The organism is Levilactobacillus andaensis, from assembly GCF_016861695.1.
Taxonomy (GTDB): Bacteria; Bacillota; Bacilli; order Lactobacillales; family Lactobacillaceae; genus Levilactobacillus; species Levilactobacillus andaensis.
In genome coordinates, this window is record NZ_BOLP01000004.1 from 442163 (window position 1) to 464533 (window position 22371).

General features: G+C 52.5%; 14 protein-coding genes. 4 read left to right on the forward strand and 10 right to left on the reverse strand.

Going from position 1 to position 22371, the window contains the following annotated elements; translation table 11 throughout:
- The first annotated feature begins 13 nt into the window (after positions 1 to 13).
- Complete coding sequence (locus JUF10_RS04600; RefSeq protein ID WP_203641060.1) at positions 14 to 517, forward strand: MarR family transcriptional regulator; 504 nt, start codon at positions 14 to 16, stop codon at positions 515 to 517.
- Between the two features lie 840 nt (positions 518 to 1357).
- A complete protein-coding gene (locus JUF10_RS04605) occupies positions 1358 to 3313 on the forward strand; it encodes a M13 family metallopeptidase (protein ID WP_203641061.1) in 1956 nt (651 codons plus the stop codon).
- Positions 3314 to 3620: 307 nt separating this feature from the next.
- On the opposite strand, the gene JUF10_RS04610 is transcribed toward JUF10_RS04605, so the two are convergent.
- The 10 genes from JUF10_RS04610 to JUF10_RS04655 form a co-directional block, all read right to left on the reverse strand.
- A complete protein-coding gene (locus JUF10_RS04610; protein ID WP_203641062.1) occupies positions 3621 to 4223 on the reverse strand; it encodes a cob(I)yrinic acid a,c-diamide adenosyltransferase in 603 nt (200 codons plus the stop codon).
- Between the two features lie 584 nt (positions 4224 to 4807).
- Entirely contained in the window at positions 4808 to 7057 is a 2250-nt protein-coding gene (gene nrdJ, locus JUF10_RS04615; RefSeq protein ID WP_203641095.1) for a ribonucleoside-triphosphate reductase, adenosylcobalamin-dependent, read from the reverse strand.
- 855 nt (positions 7058 to 7912) lie between these two features.
- Positions 7913 to 8938, reverse strand: a complete 1026-nt coding sequence (locus JUF10_RS04620) for a LacI family DNA-binding transcriptional regulator (RefSeq protein WP_203641063.1) — start codon at positions 8936 to 8938, stop codon at positions 7913 to 7915.
- 555 nt (positions 8939 to 9493) lie between these two features.
- Positions 9494 to 10957: a UDP-glucose--hexose-1-phosphate uridylyltransferase gene (locus tag JUF10_RS04625; protein WP_203641064.1), complete on the reverse strand. Its 1464-nt coding sequence runs from the start codon at positions 10955 to 10957 to the stop codon at positions 9494 to 9496.
- Between the two features lie 3 nt (positions 10958 to 10960).
- A complete protein-coding gene (gene galE, locus JUF10_RS04630; protein WP_048734977.1) occupies positions 10961 to 11965 on the reverse strand; it encodes a UDP-glucose 4-epimerase GalE in 1005 nt (334 codons plus the stop codon).
- Between the two features lie 658 nt (positions 11966 to 12623).
- Positions 12624 to 13793, reverse strand: a complete 1170-nt coding sequence (locus JUF10_RS04635) for a galactokinase (protein ID WP_203641065.1) — start codon at positions 13791 to 13793, stop codon at positions 12624 to 12626.
- 662 nt (positions 13794 to 14455) lie between these two features.
- Positions 14456 to 15880 carry a glycoside-pentoside-hexuronide (GPH):cation symporter gene (locus JUF10_RS04640; protein ID WP_203641066.1) on the reverse strand — a complete coding sequence of 475 codons (1425 nt, stop codon included), beginning with the start codon at positions 15878 to 15880 and terminating at the stop codon, positions 14456 to 14458.
- 58 nt (positions 15881 to 15938) lie between these two features.
- A complete protein-coding gene (locus JUF10_RS04645; RefSeq protein WP_048734971.1) occupies positions 15939 to 16184 on the reverse strand; it encodes a hypothetical protein in 246 nt (81 codons plus the stop codon).
- Between the two features lie 761 nt (positions 16185 to 16945).
- On the reverse strand, positions 16946 to 18679 hold the full coding sequence (locus tag JUF10_RS04650) for a phospho-sugar mutase (protein WP_203641067.1): 1734 nt from the start codon (positions 18677 to 18679) through the stop codon (positions 16946 to 16948).
- Between the two features lie 14 nt (positions 18680 to 18693).
- Positions 18694 to 19716 (reverse strand): aldose epimerase family protein, encoded by a 1023-nt coding sequence (locus JUF10_RS04655; RefSeq protein ID WP_203641068.1) that lies wholly within the window; start codon positions 19714 to 19716, stop codon positions 18694 to 18696.
- Between the two features lie 721 nt (positions 19717 to 20437).
- Between JUF10_RS04655 and JUF10_RS04660 the strand changes: the two genes are divergently transcribed.
- Both JUF10_RS04660 and JUF10_RS04665 read left to right on the forward strand, forming a co-directional pair.
- Entirely contained in the window at positions 20438 to 21559 is a 1122-nt protein-coding gene (locus JUF10_RS04660; protein ID WP_203641069.1) for an acyl-CoA dehydrogenase family protein, read from the forward strand.
- 10 nt (positions 21560 to 21569) lie between these two features.
- Positions 21570 to 22361 carry an electron transfer flavoprotein subunit beta/FixA family protein gene (locus JUF10_RS04665; RefSeq protein WP_203641070.1) on the forward strand — a complete coding sequence of 264 codons (792 nt, stop codon included), beginning with the start codon at positions 21570 to 21572 and terminating at the stop codon, positions 22359 to 22361.
- Positions 22362 to 22371: the final 10 nt, after the last annotated feature.

Below are 22371 nucleotides of genomic sequence, written 5' to 3' on the forward strand. Positions count from 1 at the left end.
GGGGGGAGTTTTCATGCAACATGAAGAGAGAGTATTTGAAGCGTTCTTACGCCAGTACCGGGAAATTTTTCGGGTGTTGATCAACGCCGCCGAACAAATTACGGGGCAGTACTCGGTAAGCTTCGAACAGTATTTACTGCTGAAACAAATTCATGAGCAACGCAACATTACGCTAAGTGAGTTGGCAGATGCAACCCACACGACCCGTTCCGCTGCAGCCCGCAAGTTACGCGCACTGCTCCTTGATGGATTCGTTGAGCAAGAAGCCAAGTTGGATGATCGCCGCGTGAAGTATCTGCGGTTAACGACCAAGGGGACCAACGTTGAACACGACATCCGCCAAGCCTTTCTGCAAAGTGCCGAGGCCTGGGACCAGATTCCAACTAATCTGACCACCGAAAACATCAACGATTTCTTTACCCAGTACCAGCAAAACATTGCCATTTGGGATCGGACCCGGCCGAAGTTCCGGCGCCCCGTTCTGCATGCCAAGAAGAAGGTTCTCGGTGAAGACTAGCGCTGTCAAATGGGACCCTGACCCAATCGTCAGCGCCCCATTTTTAGTCCGGAAGCATTCCAACCGTCTACGGCAGTCAGGCACTCCACCCGGTGAGGCAGACCTGAAGCCTGAGAAGCGGTCTTCAGGGCGACTTGCAGCCTCAAAAACCGAGTCTTCAAGCTCGGCCAGTACTCTAACCCCGGCAAGTTCGGCCGGACTAAGAGTACTTCCACGGGGTTACGTGCCTGACTGCCTACGACTAGGAGTCTTCCGGACTAACTGGCTATGATTCCCTGTTGAATTAACTAGCCTGTCTAATGGTCACCGACTAGTCCACGACGCCTTACCGGGCGGTCAAAAATAGGCTGGAACGCTGTGAACGCGACTTTGAGCCCATAGACCAGGTCTCAAAGGTCGGTTCTGCCTAACCGAAGCAGCCCCCTTCGCTAAGGCAGTGCCACGGCTGAGCCTATTTTTGACCGCCCTCACGGCTGATATTTGTTTGGTGACTGAACTTGCCGCTGATTTGCGGCCACTGATTGGGTGTCCCATTTGCCATGATGGCACAGATTTTCCATTCAACATTATCTGTTTCATATGCTTTAGCCCATCCAATAGTGAATTCAATTCACTCAGTTGTGGCATAACCATTAAGCAGGGACACCAGTCTGGCGAGATTGCCCACTGCCAACCCAAGTTTCTTCGCTGATTCCCACTTCCAACAACTCTTCAACTGCTTGATTATCAGCATTTAAAGACGCCGATTCCACTTTTATTAGATTTTGATGATAAAAAAGTTCCCTTTTGCCGTTAAAAGAGTTACTCTGTTTGTAACGATTATTTTAAGGAGGATTCCGTATGCGACTTAACCATTTAATGACTGTTTCACCAGCTGGTGGTGCCGATAAGTTTCCCGTCGACGAGTCTCTAGTTACCGAAGATTTCTATGAGGCCGTTAACGGCAAGTGGGCTGAACAGGCCACGATTCCTGGCGACCATGCGACGACTGGGGGCTTCCGTGACCTGGCCGACAACATTGAAAAGACGTTGATGCACGACTTTGCCGACTTACTTGCCGGGAAGCTCGAACCAGCTAACCCTGAGATGGCAGAGTTTAAAAAGCTCTACACCCTCACCAGCGATGCTGACGAACGGGAAAAGGTGGGCACTGCGCCCCTCAAGCCCGTTTTAGCCAAGATCGAAGCGCTCAAAGACTTCGCTGACCTCAACGCGCACTTAGTTGAATGGTTCAAGACGGACCTGCCAACGCCACTCGACATCGGGGTCGACGCCGACATGAAGAACACGAGCCAATACGCCCTTTATGTAGACGCGCCTAGCCTCTTCCTGCCCGATAAGACTTACTATGCCAAGGACAATCCGGCCGCTAAGCAACTCCTGCCGATTTTCACGCAGACCGCTGTTAAATTGCTCGAACTCGCCGGTTACTCCGAGGACAAGGCCACGACCGTTGTCGAACAAGCCAAGCAATTTGATGCGCAAATCGCACCGCACGTGAAGTCGTCCGAAGAAGCCGCCGACTACGTTAAAATGTACAACCCATTCCCACTGGCCGACGTCGATGCTAAACTCGACCACATTGATTTGACCGCTGTCGTTAAGGGCCTCATCAACGACACGCCAGACCAAGTCATCTTGCCCCAACCACTCTTCTTCGATGCCGCTAACGACATTCTGTCACCAGCCAACTTCGACCTCATCAAGAGCTGGATGCTGGTTAAGACCGCGCTGGGTGCTAGAGGCGCACTGACCGAAGAATTCCGGCAAGTTGGTGGGACCTACAATCGAGCCTTGTCCGGACAAAAGCAGGCACAATCTCGCGAAAAGGCCGCCTTCTACCTGGCAACCGGCACCTTTAGCCAAGTCGTTGGTGACTACTACGGCCGCAAATACTTTGGTGAAAAGGCCAAGGCCGACGTTCGCCAAATGGTTCTGAAGATGGCCAACGTTTACCAACAACGGCTCAAAACCAACGATTGGTTGAGCGCTGCAACCCGGGAAAAGGCCATCGTCAAGTTACAGAAGCTGACCATCAAGGTGGGCTACCCTGACAAGATCGACGCCCTCTTCAGTAAGTTTAAGATCGACGAAACCAAGTCCCTCTTTGACAACTTACAGGCGATTACCGAAATCATCATCGACAACCACTTCAGTCGTTGGGGGCATCCCGTCGACCGCGAACGGTGGGACATGAGCGCTGACACGGTCAACGCCTACTACTCTCCATCGAACAACGAAATCGTCTTCCCCGCTGCCATTTTACAAGCACCATTCTACAGCCTGGAACAATCCAGCAGCGCCAACTACGGGGGAATCGGGGCCGTTATCGCCCATGAAATTTCTCACGCCTTTGACAACAACGGTTCGCAATTCGATGAATTTGGGAACCTGAACAACTGGTGGACTGACGCCGACCTCGACCACTTCAAGGGCCTCGCCCAAGCCATGATCAAGGAATTCGACGGGATCGAATTTGCTGGTCAAAAGGTGAATGGTAAGCTGACCGTTTCCGAAAACATCGCCGATGGTGGGGGCCTGAGCTGTGCGCTAGAAGCCGCTAAGTCCGAAGCCGATGTCGATTTGCGGGCCTTCTTCATCAACTGGGGCAACGTTTGGCGGATGAAGGCCACGACGGAATACATGCAATTACTGCTGTCGATCGACGTGCACGCCCCAGCTAAGTTGCGGGCTAACGTGCAGGTCAAGAACCTAGACGACTTCTACCAGACGTTTGGGGTGAAGGCGGGAGATGGCATGTACCTCGCCCCCGCCGACCGCGTCAAAATCTGGTAAACCACTCACCATTGCCGCCTGCGGCAACCAGACACCATACTGTGGGGCACACCCGAAGCCTGAGAAGCGGTCTTCGGGTTCGTGCTTGAGCCTTGCCTAACCCGCAAGTCTCAAACACGGCCCGTGATGTAAGCCGAGTAAGAACCTCGACTAACATCACCTGCACAGTATTCTGTCTGGTTTCCTCCGGCTGGTGATTGTGTCTTCCCAGCTTTCTCGCTAACTCTGTTATTTAAATTTCTAAACAGTCTTACTAAAAAACTCTCAGCAGTCATGACGATTGCTGGGAGTTTTTTTGAGCATTCAATTAGTCGGTCGTTTCGTTTAATTTGGCTTGGCGCTTGGCGTCTCTGGCTGCTTTGCGGTCCGCCTTTTCCTTGTTGCTTAAGATTTCTTCGTAGCCGTCTTGATGGTTGACGTAGCGGGCCATGGCGAAGAAGTAATCTGACAACCGGTTGAGGTAGGTCAGGATAGCTGGCTCTAGGGGTTGCTCCGCGTTGAGGGCGACCGCCGAGCGTTCTGCGCGCCGAGCCACCGTGCGAGCGTAGTGGATGTTGGCGCCTGCTGGTGAGCCGCCGGGTAAGATGAACTCTTTTAACTCGGGGGCGTTGGCAATGAAGTAGTCGACCCGTTCTTCCAAATGAGTCGTGTCGGCTGGCGTCATTTTCTGATGGCGTTTCACACTAATGTCGGCTTCCACCACGTAGAGTTTCCGCTGAACTTCACTCAGCTCATCAATCAGGTCGGTTTGTTCCGGCTTCAAGCTGGCAACCACGACCCCTAGGTAAGACTGGAGTTCGTCGATGTCCCCCAGCGTCACAATCTGTGCATCCGTCTTGGAAACCATCTTGCCACTAACCTGTTTCGTCATCCCTTGGTCCCCGACTCGCGTATAAATCTTCATGCCCATCATCCCTTCATTTTCAGAACTATCTATGTATCGCTAAATCATTAACCCTCTCCTAGCATTCTGACCCATGTGGGCGGAATAGTCCAGTCTAAAATTAGTCGGAAATTGCTATGCTCTGGCCCAAATTAGTTTACTCCGCAGCAAGCGGCTAGTCCCCAAAAGCAGCCTACTTTCCGGTAAAATAGCCGACTGACTATGCACACCACCAAATATTCTGGGCCGAATTGCTAATTGGCGTAACCACAAGCGCAATCCAGTCTACCCAGATACGACAAGAAGCATTGACCCAATTACAGTCAATGCTTCCATGTCTCATAATTATATTTTCAGAGAATCCAATATCGTAAGCGACAACGCGTTATCCGTCAGATTGACATCCGTCTGAGCTGAAGCCAGTCAGGTGCGTAGTCCCGTGTCGGTGGTGGCAGACCGGCGACTTCCCGGCCTGCCACCACGGGATGCGTTTCAAGCCTTACACGATTTTCTGTAAGGCTTGAAACCAAGCGTGAAGACCGCTCTTCGGCTTCACGCGGTCCCCACCGGACGGAGCACCTGACTGGCGAAGCGTCACAGCACGAATCAATCTACCGGATAGGGCAGGCGCCGCTTTCGCAGTCGGATTGGTCGACCAGCTCGATGTCTTTCTGGTCATGGTTGCCCGTCATTGCGGCAAAGGTCGTGGCCACGTCGCCCGTGATCTGCGCGCGGTGTTGCTGGTACGTTTCCTCGTCGATGGGTTCCTTCGGTGCTTGCTTGAAGTCGGCGCCGCTATATGGCAGTAAGGACGTGGACTTGATTGTGTTGCGGTACTGCGTCAAAAGCCCGCTGATGTCCTTGCCCTCCTCGGGTTGGAAGGTCACCGTGCAGCTAACGGCGTTGTCGGACCAGTACGTCTGTAGAAAGGCCTGGGTGGCAAATTGTTCCGCCATTGGCACCTCACCGGCGGACGCAAAGGCGGCCTCATCGGCGTGAGCGGCCTTCACTGGGAACTCCACGCACATCGTATTTTGACTGTACACATCGGGTTCGACCTTGTAGCCACAGGCCTTTAAGGCGGGCAACAAGGGATCACTGTCTTGGAACCGAATCCGTTGAATCAGGTAACGCGCGTAGTGGAAATGCATCCCCTCGGACACCCCAGCCAATTTGGCCACCGTTCCGGACGGCTTGACCGTGGTGTGCTTAATTGAAGGCTGGCAACCCAACGTTTCCGAGTAGTCCTTGTCGGCTTGCACGACGGCCTGATACAGGTCGTTGACGCGCTTCACGGCCGCCTGATTGTAAATGGGCTGCATGACCGTCTTGCCCGTCGTGGCGTCCTTTTTGGCCGCGAATCCCGTGACCACGCGTTGCTTAAAGGTCTTTAGAATCCAGTCCTGAATCCCGGACATGGAGACCCCAATTCGCCGGTTCTTCTGGATGGCCGTGCGGGAAACTTCCCAGTCGTAGTGGCTAAACGTGACCCGTTTGGTATACCGGGCGCCTAAACCAAAGGCATCTTCCAGGTCCCAGCCTTGTTCTTCAGCAACGCTAGGGAAAACTTCAAACAGGTTGCAGGGTTCGCCGTTGCTCAGTGAGATTTCCCCACACGGATTGGTCCCCTCAACGGCGCCGTCAATCCCCTCTTGCCGGCCATCGGCTAACCGACCGTAGTTCTTCGACAGCTCCAGGTTGACGATGCCGGGTTCCCCGTTATGTTGGATGGAGTCGGCAATGGGCTGATAGTCGTTAAATTGACTGTCAACGGCGACACTGTTGTTGGACGCCCAACGGTGATGGTAGAGCTTGTCCTTATCCTGCTTCATAGTAATAAAGTCATCGTCTTCGGCACCACCCAAGGCGAGCTCGGCCGAACGCCGGACGTTCCCCGCAACGACGGTCTTACCGATCATGTTACCCATGTCCGTGCAGTCCACGGCGGTCAATTTCCGGCCCACCGCATCGTTTAGAATCTGATTGATGTCAAAGAGCATTTCAACTAACGGCATCGGGCCAGAAGCGGTTCCGCCAAAGCCGTGGATCGGTGCGTCTTTAGGACGAATGTCGCTGATATCCAGGACGACTTGAGTCTTATGGTCAGGATTGCTGCCGTTGAAATGGGCGTCGATCATGTTGGCGTTGGCCAGGACCCAGCCTTCACGGGTGTCTGGTAGTCGGTAGTAGCGCGCGTCAGCCAAGGAATGACTGTGCATCCACGTTGACCGGTCCACCGCACCCAAGGCCACAGAGGCGTCGTAAGAGGCACTGTCGGCGTCAATCACAATGGTCAAGTCCACATTTTGGTCGACCTTAGGCATTTGCTTAACGTTATCTGGCGTGACGGAAAAACCAACGCCGCCACCCTTCATCAATTGGTCGAACATAAAGGAGAATGGCATGGACGCCACAACCTGGTCGGGTTTCAAGTAGCTGGGCACAATGTGACTATCCCCGTAGGCTTGTGGCCGAATGGCGACGAACCAGCAGTTGTTTAAGGCGTCCCCGTTGCGGTGTTGGTAGTCGGTCCCGGAGATCCAGAGGTTCCGGCCAGAAGGTGTCGCGGCTAACCCGTAGATCAGTTTAAAGAGCCGTTGTGCTTCTTGCGTGAGGTCGGCAACCACTTGACCATCAACGTTGTCCGTATGTAATCGGGGGTCGAGGTTGATATTCCCTTCAACGACTCGTTTGACCGTTTCGGGCCATTCTTCACTGCGTTGTTGTTCAGGCAGCCAGCGTGCGTAGGTCCGCTTGTAGGTGACCCAGCCCAGCTCGCCCCAGTGTGGGGTAACCTCTTGTTCCGTTTTTTCAATAAAATCTGCCGTCAACGTGACTGTGGCGGCCGTTGTTGTATTCATCATATCAATCGCTCCCGTCCATAAGAATGCACCATATATGGTATCAAAAACGAGAGTTGAATACAATATGTAGAAAATTTGGATTGCCCCCTAGACATTTCAAATCGAGCCGCTATGTAACATAGTTAACAGGTGCGCGACAAGTTTTCCTCCCTAGCAGTTAACTGTAAGTGGATAAAAAATGATAAATCCGTTTAACCGGCCAGCTCATGCCATCCCAAACGCAAACTCCCCTAAGTAGTAAACGACCTGTCTTGAACACAATTAAACGGGTCACAATTTCGCTGGTTACCGCAACTTTTTTAAATTATTTTTTCCGCCTCAGATTTAGTAAATCTTAACTTAGCGGCCCACTAGATATAGCATCTGATTTCCGCACTGCGGCTGCCAGGGATTCCGCCTGCCATGGGGAACGCCTCCAGCCTGGAGTGCGGGCTTCCGGCTCGCCTGAAAGCCACGAAGATCACGTGTCTCCCAGGTTGTCCCACGATGTAAGACGGGAAAGAACCCCGTCTAACATCGTCGACACGGCTGGCTACATCCCTGGCCTCCTCCGGCTAAATATTGTCGTCCCGATAAATTAAATTGGCTTACAAACTACAATGGAGACGATGCCATAAAACTACTGTGTAAGCCGAGAGGTCGGCAGATATGGGCTCAGGCGCGTCGTTCTGCTTAGTCGGCGTTTCTGGCCGGCTTAGCAGAAAACCAAGCTTGAAGACTCGCGACCTTCGAGGCTTCAAGTTGTGTTCGCACCGTTCCAGCCCATATCTGCCGACCGGTAAGGCGACGGTCACACTAGGTTGCCCAAATAAAAAGTACGTTGCCCTGGGGACAACGTACTTGTCGATTCATTTATTTTTCATCAGGTGCTGGCTGGGTGCTCTCGCGGGGAACGAGCGCCGTGCCAATTGTCACCAGTTGGGGCGTGGTGCGGCCCGTATGGAGACGATTTTCCACCAGGTCCACGGCCGTTGAGCCGAGAAGTTCGGTGTTGACGTGCACGCTGCTCAACTCGGGGAACACGTACTTGGCAATCGTCGTGTCGTTGAAACTGAACAGACTAACTCTGCTTGGCACGTCGATGTTGTTCTCGTGGAGCGCCTTCAACGCCCCAGCCGCCATGGGATCATTGGTGACAAAGAACGCGGACGGCAAGTCGTCGCCCAATTCCGCAATCGCCGTTTGCATCTGCTGGTAGCCGGAGTGGTTGGTATAGTCGCCCGCAAAAACTAGGCGGTCATCAAAAGCGTCTCGCGCTTCCATTTCCTGCTTAAACACCTGATACCGCGGGTCGACGACTTCTAGCTGCCCATCCGTCGTCCATTCCGTCCCGTACAACAAGCCAATTTTTCGTTGGTCGCGTTGCCAGTAGAAATCAATGACTTGGCGGACCGCAAATCGAAAGTCCGTGACGACGCTGTCATACCCGTGGCAAAGCTGGTCTTGATCCACAAACACCAAATTCGGTGTCAGGCGGGCCATCGCCGCAACCTGTGAGTCACTAAATTTACCGATGGCAATAATGGCGTCAACATCGGGCTCAATGGCCTGCAAGTCATTTTGAAACGTTCTGGTCGCTAAGAAGTGGCGCTCATCACTCCGCTTCTCCAGGCCTAAGCGAATCGACATGTAGTACAAGTCATCTAGTTCCTTGGTCTTGGAATACCACTGAACGATGGCAATCTTAAGCTGTTTAGTTGGTGCGGCCGCCCGGTGCTTGAGCTTACTATAGTTCAACTCCTCGGCGACCTCGAAAATCTGCTTGCGCGTCGAGTCACTGACGGACAGTGTGCGGTCATAATTCAAGACCCGCGACACCGTGGCCAGCGAAACGCCAACCGACTTCGCAATATCCTTTAACGTGGCTGCGATTGCCATCACCTCCTTTAAATTAGTCTAACTGGGCCGCACTACGGCTGTCAGGGATTCCACCTGCTATGGGGAACGCCTCCAGCCAAAGAACGGGCTTTCGTCTCGCCTGAAAGCCGCAAAAACCATGCGTCTCTCAGGTCGTCCCACGATGTAAGCCGGGATAGAACCCCGCCTAACATCGTCGACACAGCCGTCTCCATCCCTGACATCCTCCGGCTCAGATTGTGTACACTAATTTCATATGCTGAAACCAATAAGCCATCCGAACTTTACTGTAGACTGATAGCTTTTTAAAACTTAACTACACGTTGTACAGAAACTGTCAGCCTGCAAATATCATTTACATTCATAAATTCATTGCCAGAACTAGCTGTAGTCGGCGGCTGACAGGAACGGAACCCCGTGTTGGTCCTCTTAGACTGAGCGAATTTCTCAGCCTTAGAGGAGTGGCCGAACTTGGAGACTCGATCTTTGAGGCTTCAAGTCGCCCTGGGGACCGCTTCTCAGGCCCCAGGTCTGCCTCACCGGGTGGAGTTCCTGTCAGCCGCCGACGGAATACAACTAGATTTGTGCGATAAACTTGTCTAATGCCGCTTGCCCCTTGGCGTCGCGCTTGAAGACGCCGGCGTCGGCTAAGACCCGTGCGAAAACGTCACCAATTGCTTGGTGTAAGACCGGCGTGACGTTCTCTGCCGTCAACGGGTGATCCTGCTTGATGCTGTCGGCCCAAGCCTTGTGCATGTCAGCCATTTGGTTCGGTTGATCCAGCAAGTACTTAGTGACTTCGGCCATTTCTGTCTTGAGACGGGCAGGTAAAATTGCTCGGCCCATGACTTCGATCAAGCCAATGTTTTCCTTCTTGATGTGTTGAACGTCCTGATGCGGATGGAAAATGCCATCCGGATACTGGGCAGACGTCTGGTTGTCCCGCAACACGAGGTCCAGGACGTAGTCGTCGCCATCGCGGTACGCAATTGGCGTAATCGTGTGGTGCCGCACGTTGTCTGTGTAGGCCCGCACATCGACGGACTCATCGGAGTAGTCGATCCAGCTGTTCAAGACCTTCGTGGCCGCATTGATCAGCGCTTCCGGTTGACTCCCGGTCAGCCGAATGTCGGTCATTGGCCATTTAACAACGCCCGCCGTGACACCAGCGACACCTAAGTCGACTGGTCGGTCGATCGGCGCCTTCATCATTGGGAAGGTATGCTTGCCCCCCTGATAATGATCATGGGTCAGCATGGAACCACCCACGATTGGCAGGTCGGCATTGCTTCCGACAAAGTAGGTCGGCAACGTCCGCACGATTTCCAAGAGGTTGGTAAACGTGTGTTGGTTGATGACCATTGGCCGGTGTTCCTTGGCAAGGAAAATCGCGTGTTCTGAGAAATAGGCGTATGGCGAGTACTGGAAGCCCCAGGTTTCGCCGCCCAACATCAACCGGATGATCCGGTGATTGCTGCGAGCGGGATAGCCGAGTCGGCCCAAGTACCCTTCATTCGTCATGCACAGTTGATCCAAGGGGTAGCTCGTCTGCTTCTGTGTCTGTGCCGCCGCAATGGCCTTGGGGTCCTTTTCTGGTTTGGACAGGTTGATGGTGATCTCTAACTCACCAGCCGCCGTCTTGGCCGGGAAGACCACGTTTTTCGCAATGTTACGCGTTTTAATGTAGTTGTTGTCTTGGCTTAACTGGTAGAACCAGTCGGTCGCCTTGGATGGGCTCTCCTGATACCGGTCCCAGAAACCGCGGTTAATCGCGGAAGGAAGCGGCGTCATCAGATCCATCAGTTGTGCTTCCAAAATTTCTTTAGGACTGGGGGAATCCTCGATCTTGCCGTGCGCAATCGCCGTGGCAATCAGGGCGTTGACCAGGTCGATGGGCGTATCCGCCGTGGCGGCCTGGGCCTCACCGTCGCCGACCAAAGCGAAGATGCGGTTCGTGACGTACTGCCGGTCGAGTTCCGTGTAAGGTGCCGGTGAAGACACGATGTGATCAATAAATTTTTGAATTGTATCTTCAGCCATAGCTTACTTCTCCTCAGTCCGGTCGTTGTAGCCTTGTGGATGCGTTTGCTTCCAGTTCCAAGCCGTCCGGATAATGTCTTCAACGTTGTCAAACCGTGGCTTCCAGTTCAACACTTTCCGTGCCTTGTCACTAGCGGCAATCAACGTACTTGGGTCACCAGCACGCCGTGGCGCCATCGTTGCGGGAATTTCTTTGCCCGTAACTTTACGTGCGGCTTCCAGCATTTCCTTGTTGGAGAATCCGGTTGAAGAACCCAGGTTAAAGGCATCGCTGTCGTGACCCGCCTTCAGGTATTCCAGCGCTAAAATGTGGGCGTCGGCCAAATCAACGACGTGGACGTAATCCCGCACGTTAGTCCCATCCTTAGTTGGGTAGTCGCTACCGAAGATGGACAATTCTTTCCGTTCGCCAGCAGCCACTTGTAAGATGATTGGGACCAAGTGGGTTTCTGGATGGTGGTCTTCACCAATGCTGCCGTCTTCCTTGGCACCGGCAACGTTGAAGTAGCGTAAGGCAATAAATTTAATGCCGTAAGCTTCGTCAGACCAATGCATGATCTTTTCCATCATTAACTTGCTTTCACCGTATGGGTTGGTTGGAATCTGCGGGTCAGTTTCCTTGATTGGAATCTGCTTAGGTTCGCCGTAAGTTGCGGCCGTTGATGAGAAGACGATGCGCTTCACGTTGTGCTTGTTCATGACTTCCAGCAAGGAAACCATCCCAGCCGTGTTGTTGTCGAAGTACTTCAGCGGTTTCTTCATGGATTCAGGCACCACGGAGAAGGCAGCGAAGTGAATAACCCCTTCGATATCTTCCTTATCAAAAACACCGTTCAGGAAGTCTTGATCACGAACGTCTCCTTCATAGAACCGCGCCTTCTTGTTCACTGCGGCCCGGTGTCCCGTTACCAAGTTGTCGACGACGGCAACATCGTAACCCTTCTCAACTAAACGATCGACGGCGTGTGAGCCGATGTAACCGGCACCACCTAAGACTAAAACTGTCATTGATCAATTCCTCCTCAAATTAATGTTTTTTACATTTACTATTTTTATGTTTAGTGGTTGTCGCTGTTTGTCGCCTGCGGTGGTCAGGTGCTCCACCCGGTGGGGCAGACCTGAAGCCAAGGTACGGGCTTCAGGGCGACTTTGAACCTCATAAACCGAGTTTCAAAGCTCGGCCCGTGTTCTAAGGCCGGTAACCCGCCGGTCTAAGAACACCGACACGGGGTTACGCACCTGACCCCCTCCGGCTATGGCAACACTAAACGTTTACTACTATATTTATCTTATCTCTAATGCGATTGCTGCGTCCAGTTAGGCTATAGTCAAACTGGACGCTGATAGCTCGGTTGAAATGTGATATCAATCGAGAGGTCAACCAGCGAAGTTGCTACGACTACCTCCAGCTAAGTTGCGGATGCTCCTAGAACTCAACGCCCATAATGGCAGCCAACAATCTAAGCCGGAGGCGTCCAGAGATGTAGCCAGCCGTGTCGACGATGTTAGCCGGGGTATTTTCCCGGGTTACATCGTGGGACGACCTAAGAGACGCGTGATTTTCGCGGCTTTTAGGCGAGCTGGAAGCCCGCTTCTCAGGCTGGAGGCGTTCCCCATGGCAGGCGGAATCCCTGGCAGCCGCAGTGCGAGCAATCTAACACAAATGTTAAGCTTGGATTTCCTTAGGACCGTCCGCAATTTCGGCGACGTAGAATTCGGCTGGGTGGCCGATAGTGTCTTCGTAGACCTTACCGACAGCACTTTCGAAGTCGTCGACATTGGTCTTCTTGACCAAAGCAATCGCACAACCACCGAAGCCGGCACCGGTCATCCGGGCACCGAGGACGCCTGGCTGTTCCCAAGCCGTTTCAACCAACGTGTCGAGTTCCTTACCGGTTACGGCAAAGTCGTAGTGCAAGGACACGTGGGAGGCGTTGACCAAGTGGCCAAAGCGCTTCAAATCATTGGCTTGTAAGGCTTCGAAGGCCTTCAACGTCCGTTGGTTTTCGAAGACGGCGTGACGGGCCCGTTTGATCAAAACGTCATCGTTGATCAGGTAAGCATTTTCGTCGAATTCGTCTTCACTCAGGTCGCCTAACGTCTTGATGTCCAGCTTCGTTTGTAAACGACGGAGGGCTTCTTCACATTGGGCGCGGCGTTCGTTGTACTTGGAATCCGTCAACTCACGGCGCTTCTTGGTGTTCATGATAACGACCACGTAGTCACCCAAAGCAAGCGGTGCGTATTGGTAATCCAGGGTGTTCGTGTCGAGCAGGATGGCTTGGTCTTTCTTCCCCATCCCAATAGCAAATTGATCCATGATCCCGGTGTTCAAACCGAAGTAGTCATTTTCAACCTGTTGGCCGACCTTGACCATTTCGACCTCATCGAGCTTCATGCCATAACCGGCGTGAAGAATTTCTCCCATCAACATTTCCATTGAGGCTGATGAGGACAGGCCAGAAGCATCTGGCAAGTTTCCGTGAACGAAGAGATCAAAGCCATGGTCGATGGTCAGATTCTGCTTCGCCAGCTCGAACAACATCCCTTTAAGGTAGTTGGCCCAGTTATCAGCCTTATCAAATTTCAAATCATCCAGTGAGAACGTTAGCATTCCGGCATCCGGCACATTGGCAGAATAAACGCGGAAGTTGCGGTCATCACGCGCTGAAAATGCGGCGTAAGTTCCCATGCTAATAGCGGCTGGGAAAACGTGACCACCGTTAAAGTCGGTGTATTCACCGATCAAGTTGATACGGCCTGGTGAGAAGAACACCCGTTGGGGGGCGACATCAAACTTTTCTTGGTATTCAGTTGCTAAGCTGGCGAAATCCATGGCGATTAACTCCTTAATAAATTTTTTAGTAAAGTTTTTACTACAGCCATCATAACCGCGTTTAGCCGTTATGTCAATCATTTAATAAAGCGCTTTCCTTCACGCCACATCTCAGTTATCAGTGCAAAGATAGTCTTTGCCTTCGCCTTACCGGCCGCCAGATATGGGCCGGAACGGTGCGGACACAACTTGAAGCCTCGCAACCCACGAGTCTTCAAGCTTGGTCTTCTACTAAGTCAGTGGGAAGGTCACCCCCTGTCTAAGTAGAACGACGCGCCTGGGCCCATATCTGGCGACCTCTCGGCTTACGTTGGTGGTCAATGGCAACATCAAAGAGTGTCTGTTAGATTGCTAAACTGACATGACATCATGATAGCAATTTTCACTGATTCTCATATTAGGTTAGGACACAATCTAAGCCGGAGGCGGCCAGGGATGTAGCCAGCTGTGTCGACGATGTTAGCCGGGGGTCTTTCCCGGGTTACATCGTGGGACGACCTGAGAGACGCGCGATTTTCGTGGCTTTCAGGCGAGCCGGAAGCCCGCACTCCAGGCTGGAGGCGTTCCCCATAGCAGGCGGAATCCCTGGCCGCCGCAGTGCGCAAATTTTACCCTAGACTAAAGGCCACAGACAATTTCTGCCCGTGGCCCCTAGTGCTGACTTACTTAGCCGAAGCTTTTTCCTCAGCCTGTTCAGTCTCAAGTTTCTTTTCAAGTTCACGGACGATCTCCGCGTGCTTCTTTTCTGACAAGGTGACCTTGAATTGGTAAATCAGCGCAGCCAAGACCAGCAAGATCATTGGCATGTAGAAGATAAAGGAATGGAAGATGAACATGCCGTGTGCCGTGATGTCACTTGGCTTGGCGTTCCCAGTCATCCCAGCGTGGACAGCGGCGATAACCACGATCCCGGTTGAGAAGGCCCCTGCTAATTTATCGATCAATGGCCGAACGGATAACGTCACGGATTCATTCCGCGTACCATTCTTGTACTGGCCATATTCCACACTGTCCGTAATGGTCATCAAAGCGGCCAAGAAGATCATGGGGTATGGGAAGAAGAAGACGGCATCGGCGATATACATCATGAGGATGTTGGTCCCAGCAAAGTTGAATAAAATGTAACCGACCAGCATCATGCAGATACCGCCGACGTAAACACCGCGCCGGGTAAGCTTGGATACGATCACTGGGAACAATGGTACGGAAAGCACCCCTAAGAGGGCCGTGACCCCACCAATAACGGTGTAGGCATTGGCGTTACCAATCACGTAACGGAAGTAGTAGATCAACAGTGAGTTGGTGACCACGTAGCTGAGGGCAAATAACAGGTAAGACAACCCCAACCACATCAACTGATCATTTTCACCGATAACCTTGAAGACGTCGCGGAAACGCGTCTTTTCAGTATTTTCACGAATCAAACTCTTATTTTCCTTGGTTCCGAAGAAGGTCGCTAAGGCCCCCAACAGGGAAACGGCCCCAATGACGATGGCAAACCCTAACCAGCCGGCACGGGTCTGCGTGCTGCCATGCGTCCCAGAGAATTTCTGGGAGAAGAAGATGACCAATGGCGTCACTGCCATGATAACCCCTTGAGAACCCAGGGTAGACCCGAAACGACCAACCGTCCCAAACTTGTTACGCACCTTGGTATCAACACTCAAGGCAGGCAACATGGACCAGAACGAAATATCTTTAAACGAATAGAAAATATCCATAATGACAAAGACGATACCGAAGAGTAAGAAGTAAAGCGTCTTGTTGGAATCCGCCAGTCCAAACATGCTGGAGAACATCAGGATGATTCCCACGGAACTGACGATGGCCCCGGCAAGCAGCCATGGCTTGAATTTTCCAATCTTGGTATCGGTGTTATCGACCATTCCCCCGATCATTGGGTCAAAGGCGATTTCAATCAACCGAATGACCACGACCATCGTGGTGACGATACCGGCTTCGGCAGCCGCGCCATCGCCGACGAACAAGGCACTCGTGACGAAAATTGCAAAATAAGTATTGAGAGTTGCGTAGAACGCGTCGTGTCCGAACGCCCCTAGCGCATATGAGATATATTGCTTAAACATTATTTTTTCCACACCTTTCAACGGGGAAACCTAACTGACGACCCAGTAGCCACTATGTTTAGTGGTACCGGTGTTCGATGATTTTGGAAAGCACATCTTCCCGTTGCTTGGCCTTAGCCATATCGAATTGTGATTCTTCGAGGTGGTTAAAGTCTTGTGCAAGTAACGTGGCTTCCAAATAGAGGGTCAGTTGCCGCTTAATGTACAACTTGTTTTCCTCATCCGGTCGCTGTGCGTTGCCACCCAAAACAGCCGCAGCAAATTCTTTGGGATCTAAAGTAATCTTCTCGTCCTTCTTAGCCATTTGGAAACACTCCTTAGTTTTTTTCTCATCAGCCACTTGGGTTAACGACCCTGTCGCTCAGCGAATACAATCGATTGTACAAACGCCGCCAACTCGATCTAAACCCAAATCCTGATTGTTAGTTAACTAATCTAGTAAAGTCACGCTTAACGTTTTACTTAAATGTAAGCGCTTCACATTGGTAATAATAACGGTCTGGACCATAAGTTGCAACCTTTTTTATTGTGTAAATAGTTACTAAGTATTTTCTAATCATGCTTTGTATCAGTATTGCAAACGGTTGTATTTTATTGACTAAAAGTTTACTAAATACATATTTGGCAAGTGATATTTGGACGATATTTACTATTAACCATCATCGCTGTTTTCATAAAGGATATGAAAAGAGCCCGCCTACCATATTCTGGTTAGACGAGCTCTTACGAATTTTAATTTAACAATTAGCGGTCACACGACTGACCCATTCCAGCTAAACAGTTGGCAACTAGACTACAAGGCCTGCCACCAACTGACCAGTTTGAACAAGCCTTACCTCACTTCAGCTGCAGGAAAAACCAGTCTGAGCCGGAGGCGGCCAGGGATGTAGCCAGCTGTGTCAACGATGTTAGCCGGGGTTCTTTCCCGGGTTACATCGTGGGACGACCTGAGAGACACGCGATTTTCGTGGCTTTCAGGCGAGCCGGAAGCCCGCACCCCAGGCTGGAGGCGTTCCCCACAGCAGGCGGAATCCCTGGCAGCCGCAGTGCGACAAAATTTAAACCTTATTTCACAGAACCGACATAGTCCTTCAAGGCTTGTTCGAAACGGTCCAAGCGTGCGTGGGCAGCCGCGTCCGTCTTGTCGCTGGTCCCGATGTAGAACTTGACCTTAGGCTCGGTCCCTGAAGGCCGGATGCAGATCCAAGTCCCATCGCTCAGCCAGTACTTCAAGACGTTGGACTGTGGCAGGTCGATCGTTGTGGTCGTCCCGTCAGCCGCCGTCTTCACGCCAGTCGAGAAGTCTTCGACGGCATCGATCGTGGTGTCGGCAAAGGACTTCGGCGCGTTTTCTCTGAATTCACTCATCAGGTGGGCCATCTGGTCGGCACCGTCAACGCCAGGGAATTCCTCGAACGTGGTCTTTTCGGCAAAGTAGCCGTAGGTCGCGTAGAGTTCTTCGATACCGTCATAGAGGGTCATCCCCCGTTGCTTGTAGTCCGCAGCGACTTCGGCCAACAAGACCGTCGATTGAATAGCGTCCTTGTCCCGCACGAATGGCTTGATCAGGTAACCGTAACTTTCCTCGAAACCAAACAGGAAGGTGTGGTCATGGTTGGTCTCGTACTGGTGAATCTGTTCGGCGATAAACTTGAATCCGGTCAGCACGTTCTTCGTTTCAACGCCATAAGCGGCCGCAATCTTGGTGGCCAGTTCGGTCGACACGATGGACTTGACCACGCGGCCGTCAGCTGGCAACTGCCCAGCTTGCTTGCGGGCCTTCAAAATGTAAGCCAACAGGATCGAGGCAATCTGGTTCCCCGTCAACAGTTGGTAGTCCCCATTCGGTTCACGAACGGCGGCACCCAAGCGGTCGGCATCGGGATCGGTCGCAACTAACAAGTCGGCGCCTTCCTTTTTCCCTAAGGCAATCGCCATATCAAATGCCTGCGAGAACTCGGGGTTCGGGAACGGAACGGTTGGGAATTCGGGGTCGGCAATGGCTTGTTCGGGAACCATGGTGAAGTTTTCAAACCCGGCACCCCGTAAAGCACGTTCGCCAATGACCTTCCCCGTCCCGTGCAGTGGCGTGTAGATCAATTTCATGGTCTTCCCCACGCTGTGAACTAAGTCGGCATTGATGGTGACACTCTCAACGTTCTTCAGGTAAGGTTGGTCAACGTTTTCACCAATGATCTGGAGCGTATTGTCGGCGCGCAGTTGTTGTTCGTTGGCGACCGCAATACCAAAGACATCCTTGGCGGAACGAACGAACTCGGTGATCATGTCAGACGCCTTAGGTGGCATTTGCCCACCATCTGGGCCGTAGATCTTAAAGCCGTTGTATTGCTTCGGGTTGTGGCTGGCCGTGATCATGATCCCCATGGCTGTGTTCAAATGCCGCACGGCGAAGGACAATTCTGGCGTTGGTCGCATGTCATCGAAGACGTAGCTGGGAATGTGGTGGGCCCCCAAGACGTGAGCTGCTTCGTGCGCGAATTCGTTGGAATGGTAACGAGAGTCGAAACTGATGGCGACCCCGCGTTGCTTCGTAGCTTCATCCAGGGTGTCCAGGTAACGGGCGACCCCTTCAGTGGCTTGACGAACGGTGTAGACGTTCATTTGACCAATACCAGGTCCCATGACGCCCCGCATGCCGGCCGTCCCAAAACTCATTGGGGCGGTAAAGGCCGCTTTTTTCGCAGCGTCGTCAGCGGCAATCGCCGTCAACTCAGCCTTGATGTACGGAATCATCGTTGGTTGTTGTTCCCACACTTGGTAATTTTCTTGCCAACTCATTGTAATCTCTCCTCTTACTTTCTGATGTATTGATAACTAATTAAATGGGTGACGGGTTGGTTAGCCGGTAAGATCACATCGCCAAAGTCCGCGTGGTGAATGGCATCTGGCAACGTTTGGGCTTCCATGGCTAATGCGTTGTAATCGCGTTTTTCGGCGCGCTTATCGTCCGTTGGGTTGGCCGTGAAGACGACTAACGCATTCCGGTCGGAATAAACTTGGACTTCACGATGACCCGTGGTGTCCCCAACCGTGGCGATTGGCGTATCTTTGCTAGGTTCCACAACAAAGGCATCGTCGTATTCGACCTGGCCCGTTTGGTGTAACTGGTCTAAGCCGTCCTTGATAGTCCGTGGTTGGCTGAAGTCGTAACCGGTATTGGCGGTAGCGACCATCTTGCCAGTTGGGATCTTAGCTTGATCTAAGACCAGCCGCTGATTGCCGCTCAATTTCAACCACTGATCGTCCAGACTGTGCTGGTCGTCGGTGACATTGAAGTAGGTGTGGACCGTCGGGTTGAACAGCGTCGACGCATCGCCTTGGGCGTCAAAGGTGATGTCCAAGCGGTTCTCTTCGGTCAGCGTGTATGTGACCGTCGTCTTGAGGTTACCCGGATACTTGTCGTCGGCGGGAGTGGCCGTATGGGTCAGCACCACGCTAGCGGTATCGGCGGTCTGCGTCGTCGTGGCGTCCCAGTTGACGAAGGTAAAGCCGTGGGGACCACCGTGACTGGCGTTGGGCTTTTCGTTAGCGTCCAAGTGAATCGTCTGGCCATCGAGGTCAAATTGGGCACCGGCGATGCGGCCAGCGACCCGCCCTAACGTTTGGCATAAGTAGTAAGGGTTGTGGTCGTAGTCGGCGAGATTGGGTAAGTTCACAATCAGTTGGTGACGTTGACCATCTTCATCGACGCTAAATTCTTGAAGCGTCGCGCCCCAGGTCAGAATAGCGACCCGCGTTCCCTGTTGGTTGGTCAATAAGTACTTGGTGACTTCTTGCTGGTGCAACATCCCAGCAGCACTCGTGGTAATTTCCATAAAAAATGGCACCTCCAATTAAAAGAATCCGGTTTCATTGTATAATACTCCGCTGGTAAGTACCAATTTTTTACTAAAATTTTCCTGATCGTCAAATCTCAGTCGATACGCCCTCGGCGCCGAACGACAAAACCGGTCACCAAATATAACGATAGTAATGGTGGCTTACCTAACTGTGCACAAACTAATTTCCAGCGGCAGTGAACACGAGCGACTCAAAACCACGACCAGTCACCCTAAAATTATAACCAAATTTTGGTCGCGGCGAAAGTCGACTTCGCAGTCAAATTTTCCGTTGCGCTTAAAAGCGGTTTTTCCAGTTACAGCAACGTTATCCGTAGCAGTAACATGTGCCCACATTTTCTCAAAAATCGCGTCTTCATATATATTCAGAATTTAGTTTATTCTAATTAGGAATATGAAATATTAGGAAATTCAGAAGATTCTCTGTACTTATCAAGCGATTATTAGCTATACTTACGCCACATCGTTCAGTTATGAACAATGAAATGAATGTCAGCTTGTCACCTTAAGGTAAAGGCTGGCACTAAGATTTATATCCAATGGGGTCACATCTGTTGCGTGCTGGTTAACTCTGGAAAACGTACTCGGACTGGCCCGATGGTCGCTGCTTACCACCTTTAAGCTCACAGATTATAGCTGGAGGCTGTCGGGCACACGCAATTGATAAAAAACGTATCTGATAAGGAGGAACTTCACTATGTCATCCACAACTGCTGCCGCAGAAAAGCTTTTGCTACAAATGGTTGATGATTACACTGCCCGAGAGATTGCACCTCAGGACATGCCGATGGACGCGGACGGGGACTTCCCCGCTGGCTTCATACAAAAACTCACGGACACCGGCTTCTTAGGCCTCATGTTACCCCAAGAATTCGGTGGCGCCGGCTTCGGTCCCGAAGTCACGGCCACGGCCTTGAATCACATTGCTCGGGGCAACGCCAGCACGGCCGTCACCCTCGAAGGTCATTTCAAGACTATCGACCAGATTTTAAAATTCGGCACGCCCGCCCTGCAGCAACAATTATTGCCATCTGCTAACGACCGCATCTTCGCCTTTTCCATGACCGAAGCCAGCGGTGGTTCGAATCCCATGGGCATCAGCTCGACCGCCACGCGTGAGGGCGATCACTGGGTCATCACCGGCGACAAAATCATGATCACAAACGGCGGCCTTGCGCAGGTCTACTGTGTGCTGGTCAAGACCGCGCCCAAAGAGCTCTCCGTCTTCGCTGTGGATCAGGACATGCCCGGCTTTTCATTTGGGAAACGTGAAGACTTCATTGGCCTGCGCGGCACTCCAGTCGGCGAAATCGTCATGGACCACATCATCGTGGACGACGACCATTTACTAGGAAAACTCGGTGATGGCGGCATGATCGGTGACTCCGCCCACGACGACGCCCGCATCCTCATGGGGGCCGTCCTGACCGGTATCATGGAACATGACTTAAAGATTGCGACCGACTACGCCAAGGAACGTAAGGCTGGCGACAAGCCACTGACCGAGTTGCAAGTCACCCATCGCAAAGTCGCGGACATCGCCATGCGTAAGGAAACGACGAAGCTGCTTTACCAACGCGCCGCGCAACTCAAGGCCACTGGCCAACCCTACAGCGAGGAAGCCGCCATGGCAAAGGCCCACGGCTCCCGTTCCGCTGTGAGTGCCGGCGATGACACGCTACAAATTTTAGCCGGCTACGGTTACAGTCGCGAATATCCCGTTGAACACTTGATCCGTGACGCACGCGCCATGGAAATTGCCGAAGGGACCGTTGAAAAGATGCGGTCCGCCATTGCCAACGCCGAATTCAGTAAATAGGAGGTTCCCCATGAAAATTGTGGTTTGTATCAAACAAGTCCCCGAAACGAACGACGTCACCATCGACCCGGTCACCCATAACCTGGACCGCCGTGGCCTAGCTGGCGTCATGAATCCCTTTGATAAAAATGCTGTTGAGCAGGCCCTCCAACTGAAGGACGCCGACAGCGATGCCGAAGTCGTGCTCCTCAGTATGGGGCCCGACGACTACGCGGAATCCCTGCGCGAAGGCATGGCTATGGGCGCCGATGCCGGTGTGCTGCTGTCCGACCGCGCATTTGCCGGTGCCGACACTTTAGCGACCGGTTACGTGATTGCCCAAGCCATCAAGCAAATCGGTGATGTCGATCTGGTTCTATTTGGCCGGCAAGCCGTCGACGCCGATACGGGTCAGGTTGGCCCCATCGTTGCCGAATTTTTACACCAGCCACAGATCACCTACGCCGCCAGCCTCCGGTTAAGCGGCACCAACGAGGTCACGGCCGAACGTCTCCTGGAAGACACCAAGCAGACGCTCGTGGCCACTTTGCCCGCCGTGGTCAGCGTCCGGAGTGAATTAAACACGCCGCGCTACCCGGCGCCCCGCAACATTCAATTGAGCTTTGCCAAACCCCTGACCGTTTGGCACCACGACGACCTGGACCTTGACGATTCACGTTTAGGCCAAGCCGGCTCGCCAACCATCGTGACCAAGGTCTACGCGCCAGAACCTGTTAAACGGGAGCTGACACCGCTGACCGGAACGCCAACGGAAGCCGCCAGCCAACTGATCACTGCCCTAAAGACCCGTCAACTCATCTAAGGAGGAATCT

Bases quoted from the DNA above. Each gene is read 5' to 3' on its own strand.
- JUF10_RS04665 (WP_203641070.1), top strand. From the start codon at position 21,570: ATGAAAATTGTGGTTTGTATCAAACAAGTCCCCGAAACGAACGACGTC.
- JUF10_RS04625 (WP_203641064.1), bottom strand. From the start codon at position 10,957: ATGGCTGAAGATACAATTCAAAAATTTATTGATCACATCGTGTCTTCA.
- JUF10_RS04640 (WP_203641066.1), bottom strand. From the start codon at position 15,880: ATGTTTAAGCAATATATCTCATATGCGCTAGGGGCGTTCGGACACGAC.
- nrdJ (WP_203641095.1), bottom strand. From the start codon at position 7,057: ATGAATACAACAACGGCCGCCACAGTCACGTTGACGGCAGATTTTATT.
- JUF10_RS04645 (WP_048734971.1), bottom strand. From the start codon at position 16,184: ATGGCTAAGAAGGACGAGAAGATTACTTTAGATCCCAAAGAATTTGCT.
- JUF10_RS04655 (WP_203641068.1), bottom strand. From the start codon at position 19,716: ATGGAAATTACCACGAGTGCTGCTGGGATGTTGCACCAGCAAGAAGTC.
- JUF10_RS04635 (WP_203641065.1), bottom strand. From the start codon at position 13,793: ATGGATTTCGCCAGCTTAGCAACTGAATACCAAGAAAAGTTTGATGTC.
- JUF10_RS04605 (WP_203641061.1), top strand. From the start codon at position 1,358: ATGCGACTTAACCATTTAATGACTGTTTCACCAGCTGGTGGTGCCGAT.
- JUF10_RS04660 (WP_203641069.1), top strand. From the start codon at position 20,438: ATGTCATCCACAACTGCTGCCGCAGAAAAGCTTTTGCTACAAATGGTT.
- JUF10_RS04600 (WP_203641060.1), top strand. From the start codon at position 14: ATGCAACATGAAGAGAGAGTATTTGAAGCGTTCTTACGCCAGTACCGG.
- JUF10_RS04610 (WP_203641062.1), bottom strand. From the start codon at position 4,223: ATGGGCATGAAGATTTATACGCGAGTCGGGGACCAAGGGATGACGAAA.
- galE (WP_048734977.1), bottom strand. From the start codon at position 11,965: ATGACAGTTTTAGTCTTAGGTGGTGCCGGTTACATCGGCTCACACGCC.
- JUF10_RS04650 (WP_203641067.1), bottom strand. From the start codon at position 18,679: ATGAGTTGGCAAGAAAATTACCAAGTGTGGGAACAACAACCAACGATG.
- JUF10_RS04620 (WP_203641063.1), bottom strand. From the start codon at position 8,938: ATGGCAATCGCAGCCACGTTAAAGGATATTGCGAAGTCGGTTGGCGTT.